The 5,408-nt window shown below is 35.1% G+C and carries 6 protein-coding genes and 1 tRNA gene; 3 read left to right on the top strand and 4 right to left on the bottom strand.

What is annotated here, in order from left to right; all coding sequences use genetic code 11:
• Positions 1 to 26 precede the first annotated feature (26 nt).
• Positions 27 to 101: transfer RNA gene (locus tag CWC16_RS17400), tRNA-Arg, on the top strand.
• 198 nt (positions 102 to 299) lie between these two features.
• Here the strand turns inward: CWC16_RS17400 and CWC16_RS17405 are convergent.
• The 3 genes from CWC16_RS17405 to CWC16_RS17415 all read right to left on the bottom strand — a co-directional run bounded on the left by CWC16_RS17405 (position 300) and on the right by CWC16_RS17415 (position 3,203).
• The gene (locus tag CWC16_RS17405) at positions 300 to 794 is read right to left on the bottom strand and encodes an ADP-ribosyltransferase (RefSeq protein WP_212747447.1); all 495 of its coding nucleotides are present in this window, start codon (positions 792 to 794) and stop codon (positions 300 to 302) included.
• 184 nt (positions 795 to 978) lie between these two features.
• Complete coding sequence (locus tag CWC16_RS17410; RefSeq protein ID WP_138542444.1) at positions 979 to 1,785, bottom strand: hypothetical protein; 807 nt, start codon at positions 1,783 to 1,785, stop codon at positions 979 to 981.
• Between the two features lie 485 nt (positions 1,786 to 2,270).
• The gene (locus CWC16_RS17415) at positions 2,271 to 3,203 is read right to left on the bottom strand and encodes a replication endonuclease (RefSeq protein WP_138542445.1); all 933 of its coding nucleotides are present in this window, start codon (positions 3,201 to 3,203) and stop codon (positions 2,271 to 2,273) included.
• Positions 3,204 to 3,330: 127 nt separating this feature from the next.
• Between CWC16_RS17415 and CWC16_RS17420 the strand changes: the two genes are divergently transcribed.
• A complete protein-coding gene (locus CWC16_RS17420; RefSeq protein WP_138542446.1) occupies positions 3,331 to 3,972 on the top strand; it encodes an AHH domain-containing protein in 642 nt (213 codons plus the stop codon).
• A complete protein-coding gene (locus CWC16_RS17425) occupies positions 3,969 to 4,559 on the top strand; it encodes a hypothetical protein (RefSeq protein WP_138542447.1) in 591 nt (196 codons plus the stop codon). The genes CWC16_RS17420 and CWC16_RS17425 overlap by 4 nt, the downstream gene beginning before the upstream one ends.
• A gap of 111 nt (positions 4,560 to 4,670) precedes the next feature.
• Here the strand turns inward: CWC16_RS17425 and CWC16_RS17430 are convergent, their stop codons facing one another.
• Complete coding sequence (locus tag CWC16_RS17430) at positions 4,671 to 5,279, bottom strand: DUF4303 domain-containing protein (protein WP_138542448.1); 609 nt, start codon at positions 5,277 to 5,279, stop codon at positions 4,671 to 4,673.
• Positions 5,280 to 5,408: the final 129 nt, after the last annotated feature.

Here is a 5,408-nt window from a genome sequence, read left to right on the forward strand (position 1 = left end):
TAAGCTGTAAGCTGTAAGCTCGATGCGGCCTCTTAGTTAAATGGATATAACGGCCCCCTCCTAAGGGGCAGTTGCAGGTTCGATTCCTGCAGGGGCTACCAAATAAATCAATGAGTTAACAAGTTTCCTCCTTGTTTTTTAATTTCTGTGTAGCACATATGTAGCAGAGTAAATTGAAGTTTAAGAATTTAGCGCTGTCCTTTTTATTAAAGTACCCAAATTACATTCAGGCTGTTTTGTGCCATGAGCAGACATTGAAGATTCTTAATTTATGAAGTCAAAATTTGACCCCATTAGCTTTATGTAACTTGCCTAATAATATAGTCAATTTCATCACATCGAGTCAAAGTGTTGATAAAGCTTGAACCTCTTGGCAATATAACCTCTTGAATATCTATAGAATAATCATCAGAGTATAAAGCTATATCACGGCCATTCAAATGTTCAATTTTAAACAAAATGCACTCAGGATCTGCCATTGTAATCTCATTAGGAAATTTCAATGTACTTAAATAAGCTTTTTCAAATACTTCTTCATAACTATCTAATTTTTCCTTTTCTTCAAGTAGAGGTAAAGTCCATCTAAAAACATATTTCCCTCGGTAAATTGGGAGATTTTTAATTGCTGAATCTATTAATTTAATTATAAAATTATTCGTATCACCATCCCGTAGAGCCTTATTTATCTCCTTGTATAATGGTGGGTGACAAAGCGTATATGCGTAGAGTGCAATGGCCTCATCTTTTATTAATTTAACTTCTTGATTTACCTTACTATGGTTTAATTGCACCATATTCTAGAACTGATCATAAGTGGCTACTTTGAGTAGCCTTTTTAAACTAGACTGCATTACTTGTTAAATATTCTCTAAAAGCATCTATTGAGCTTGGACGATGTTAATTACCTAACATTGGGTTTATGTTTAATTGAAAACTAGAAACAATGAAAGTTATGTTTATTTAGTAAAGACAATATATTTAGAACAAACCTGCTATTTTTCCAACAAGGCCTGAAATTATAGCTATGATAACAACAACAGACCATAACCAATGATCTCTCACGTACTCAATGAGCGCTTTAGGGTGAATTCCATACTGATCTTGCCAAGAAGCATTGGTGATTAAAGAACCATCAATAGTTCTTTCAAATATATTCGACATACAATCAATTTTCCGTAACGTCGAACGATGTAATTGAACATATTCCCCAGCCTCAAAAGCATCCGCCTCTTCCTTTCCGGTCAAAGCATCTTTATCAGTTATTTTGTTTAATTCGACAATAGCTAGAAATCGACCTGCTTTACTGTGACCCACGTACTGGCGACCAAATAGTGATATAAGTGCTCGAGCTAAGTCAGTTTTTTTGTCGTCTTGTATTTTGTACGGGTCGCCACCTAGAGCTTGAAATCTATGTTCAATTGCTGAAAAGCCATATGCGCCATCACGCATATTCCAATGAACAAAGTGAAAAGTCTGCCTGTATTTTATGAATTCAAAAAACTCTTCAAGCATTTTTTTTTCAAGTTCATCGTATCGAGCAGGTATATCATTTATTGAGATTTCACTTCGTTCTGCAATTTTATGAACAGAGAAACTTTCTGTTTGAGCTGTTTTTAAATTTCTAACAGCAATAGATGTAACTCTTGGAGTTCTTCCATCTTTAATGTCATAAAACGACTCACAAGAATAGTGTATCAGTAGAACCTGATCCGATTTTTCGTACAAGGAAATCATTTCTTGCCGTGTTTCTTTCCTTTTTTTTATTCTTAGCAGCTCAGAGGCCATCTAAATTCCCTTATATTTTAACTACTTATTCTATGTAATTTTAGCAGTACACGAGACTGTAGAACGACGGTGTCGCATACTTAAATAATTTTCACCAACAATTACCAATGTAAACAATATATTAAAATATATCAAAGAATACGGTATGTTATTCGTTAGCAAAACGACGATTAATAATATTACCGAACAGAATTAGGCTTCTACTCATCAAAAGAGCTCAACGCTGAATATGAAAGCGAGAGTGATTGTTATTTTATTCAGTACAGTTATTTACAGAACTCCAAGTAAGAGCCTTTTTGCCATTCAGGCAAATGGTAAGTTAAAGGTATTTTCTGGCTTTGTACTGGTGTTTGATATGAGCTAAAGCTCAATAGGTAGCTTTAGCTATTTGAAATGTAGAATTTAACTGCAATTTTGTTTAGAGATGATAACTTTAGGTCTTTTAATGTAATAAGGAGCTTTAGCTAACTCGTTATAGCTTTAGGTTATGCTTTTTCTACCTTCCATGAGTAATGCCTAGTGATAATAGCTTTACCTGCGAACCACAAGCCTTTTACTTTGAGTATGAGTTCACCATCGTAATAGCTTTGCAAACACTCGCCAGTTTCCTCAACGATGTTTAAATCATAATGCAATTTGATAGGTCTATCTTTTAGCTTTGTGTGTAAACCGCCCATAGCGAGTATATAGCCTTTCCAATCGCTATTATCAGCAGCAGAACGCGCTTGTTCTAATAGCGAATTACTTTCGCCTTTGAACATCGAGCGTAAACGTCTAAGTTCGCGCCATACAGATACACTCGCACCGCCAATTTGTTGAAACTGGCGAATACACCAACACGATGCCCACGCGTCAATACGTTGCGCTACAAGCAGCGAATCGTTACCGAATTTATCTTCGCCTACACCTTCACCATCTATATTTTTCGCTATGTATTTTAAAATATAACCAGTTGCAGAGCCTTTGTTTGGGTCTATTTGTTTAAAGTCACAGCGGTTTTCGGCCGCGCCTTTTTCGTCACCATCAACTTCTAACGCGTAATGGCGAATAATTGCTTTTAATGCGTCTAGCTTTTCGCTCTCAATAAAAAACAGCATATGCCAATGCGGTGTGCCGTCATGTTGTGGTTCGGCTACACGAAAGCCATAAGGCGCAATATTTTGACGTTTAAACTCTGCACGGGCTTTTTGCCATTGGTGGTTTAGATAGCTATTTGCTTCATCAGGCATAAAACCTTCCCACTTGGGGTTAGCAGTACCCGATTTTGAAAAAGCATGATGGTATTTAGAAGGGCAGGTAACCGTAATAAAAAGAGCTTCATGACCCAGCTCTTTTGTGAGGTCTTCAAAGCCTCTTGCACGACATAACAATTCATATTTTCGTATCTTAGGGTTTGATACATTTGCATACTCTTTGATAAATGGCTTGCGTTTTAATTGGGGCTATATTAGATTCACCGAATTGAAATAATGGACTATTTTATTATGCAATTACAAAAAAACGTACCCTAGACCAGAGCGTCCCTCCGATCCATCTCCGCTAGCAATGGCTATTTATAACTTCGAATTAAAAGCAAAGAAGTATCATGACGAGGTCAATAAGCAAAATCCAGATGCAGAGAAGTTACAAAAATTAATTAAAGATTATGATCATCTACAAGCTGAAAAAAAGCGAATCGAATCTGTATCTATTGCGCAAATAGCACTTAAAGAATATCGAGAGTTAAACTCATCGGCTGCACAGTTTGAACTTGCTGAAGAACAGCATCATCCAACAAATACACTTGCGCGTTACTTATTTTCAGTTGGTGAGCCCAAGCCTACAAAAGAGCATGAGGCACATCATATTATTTCAGGTAAAGGGCGATATAATCAACAAGCTATATTACGAGCAAGGTTAAATCTCCATATGGCAGGTATAGGAATTAACGATCCACACAATGGCATCTGGCTTATTAATTTTGTTAAAAATAAAGCTCATGACTGGGCTACAAAGGATGCACCGCCACACAGAAAAATACATAGATACAACTATGAATCATGGATAGGCGGTAGTCTAGGTGGGGACATGAATAAAAATAAAGCTTTATTTATGAATAAACTTCGAAATGTAAAAGTTGCAATTAGGACTGGTACGTTGCCAAGTAAAATATTTGAGAAAATAGATAAGCAGTGGAAAGGCATATGAATGTATATCAATTAAGAAAACCCACAAATGCTTACGATGTAATTAACCTAGATATAATAGAAATGTCAAAACAGATAGTTAAGAACTCAAATAAGCCTATGAGCGATAACATTATTCAAATCGTTATGAATGATATCCCTAAAGGAAAAGTTACATTATCAAAGCTATCTCCTAATGGTTTCGAATGTAAGCATGAAGCAAGGGCAAAGAAGCAAAACTATGACGTTAATTTATACGGCTCATTTTTAGTGCTAAATGAGTCTGCTTATGAGTGCTTAAATGCATCTTTAAGTGAGTTTGGTGAGTTCATTGATTTAAAGACTAATGGTGATAACTTATATTTGTTCAATCCATTAATATTTGCTCAAGAGGATTTGAGCCTAACAGAAAGAGCATATCTAGATGGCTTTGAAGATGGGTTAAAGTCACTTGTTTTTGATGATGAGGATATAAGCAATAAGCTTATTTTTAAGTCGAAAATGCAATCGGGTCTTTCACTTTACTGCACCGACGATTTCAAAAAATTAGTTAACGATAATAATCTGACAGGGCTAGTTTTTAATACCGACTTACTTACATGCTTCTAAACTATCTGGCAGTAATATTTTAGTAGGTTTAGCTGTACTAGCTCAAATTTGTGATGTCTTATGCTCTAATGGCATGTGTTGTTAGAGCATAATATGTGTTACTTATAACCATTATTGTATTTGTTGAATACGTTCATATTCATCCATTACTAATTTTTCCATCTCATTACGGTTATTAATCATAGTTTCGAAATCGCTTTGAATATATTTTAAAGCGGCAGGAGGATTTATTCGTTTAATTCTTTCAAATTGAACGGCTTCTTCCTCATCATAAGCAAGGATTGCGAGCGTAATTTTATTTCGGTTTATGCCTTTTGAAAATAAACCATCGCTGTCTGAACGAATTAAAACTTTTTCTAAAACGTTTAACCATTGCTCCCATTGGTCATCTACTTGCTCACTAGAGGCTGTATAGTCTATATCATCAAACTCATAACAGGCTTCTTCTGTATCATTAAAATATTCAGAGTACATCTCAAGAGAGGGGAAGTCAGAAACGTTCCATTTAGCTAATAAAAAATCATCGTCTTCGTTGTCGTATTCTTCTGCAAAGACTTTTTTTAAATCTGAAAAAGTATTAAACATTGGCAACAGGCCATAGCTTCCTGTGAAGTAAAACCCAATAACATAAAGCTCGCAACCGTGGTCTTGAATAATTTTAGTGAATGCTAATTTTGATTCTCTATATAAGATATCTTCAAAGTTTTCGATTTTATTCATTAGAGTTTAATTCCGTTTAAAGCGATTATTCTTCCTTCTTTGCTTATATTAAACTTTATTTATAAATAAAAAGCGAGTAAATAAAAATCTACTCGCTTTAAAATTTTGACAGCTTACAGCTTACAGCTT

This window comes from Pseudoalteromonas sp. S3776 (assembly GCF_005886915.1).
Lineage (GTDB): Bacteria > Pseudomonadota > Gammaproteobacteria > Enterobacterales > Alteromonadaceae > Pseudoalteromonas.

What these genes read in the sequence shown, in the direction of transcription:
- CWC16_RS17405 (WP_212747447.1), bottom strand. Translation starts at nt 794, where the DNA reads ATGGTGCAATTAAACCATAGTAAGGTAAATCAAGAAGTTAAATTAATA.
- CWC16_RS17410 (WP_138542444.1), bottom strand. Translation starts at nt 1,785, where the DNA reads ATGGCCTCTGAGCTGCTAAGAATAAAAAAAAGGAAAGAAACACGGCAA.
- CWC16_RS17420 (WP_138542446.1), top strand. Translation starts at nt 3,331, where the DNA reads ATGGCTATTTATAACTTCGAATTAAAAGCAAAGAAGTATCATGACGAG.
- CWC16_RS17425 (WP_138542447.1), top strand. Translation starts at nt 3,969, where the DNA reads ATGAATGTATATCAATTAAGAAAACCCACAAATGCTTACGATGTAATT.
- CWC16_RS17430 (WP_138542448.1), bottom strand. Translation starts at nt 5,279, where the DNA reads ATGAATAAAATCGAAAACTTTGAAGATATCTTATATAGAGAATCAAAA.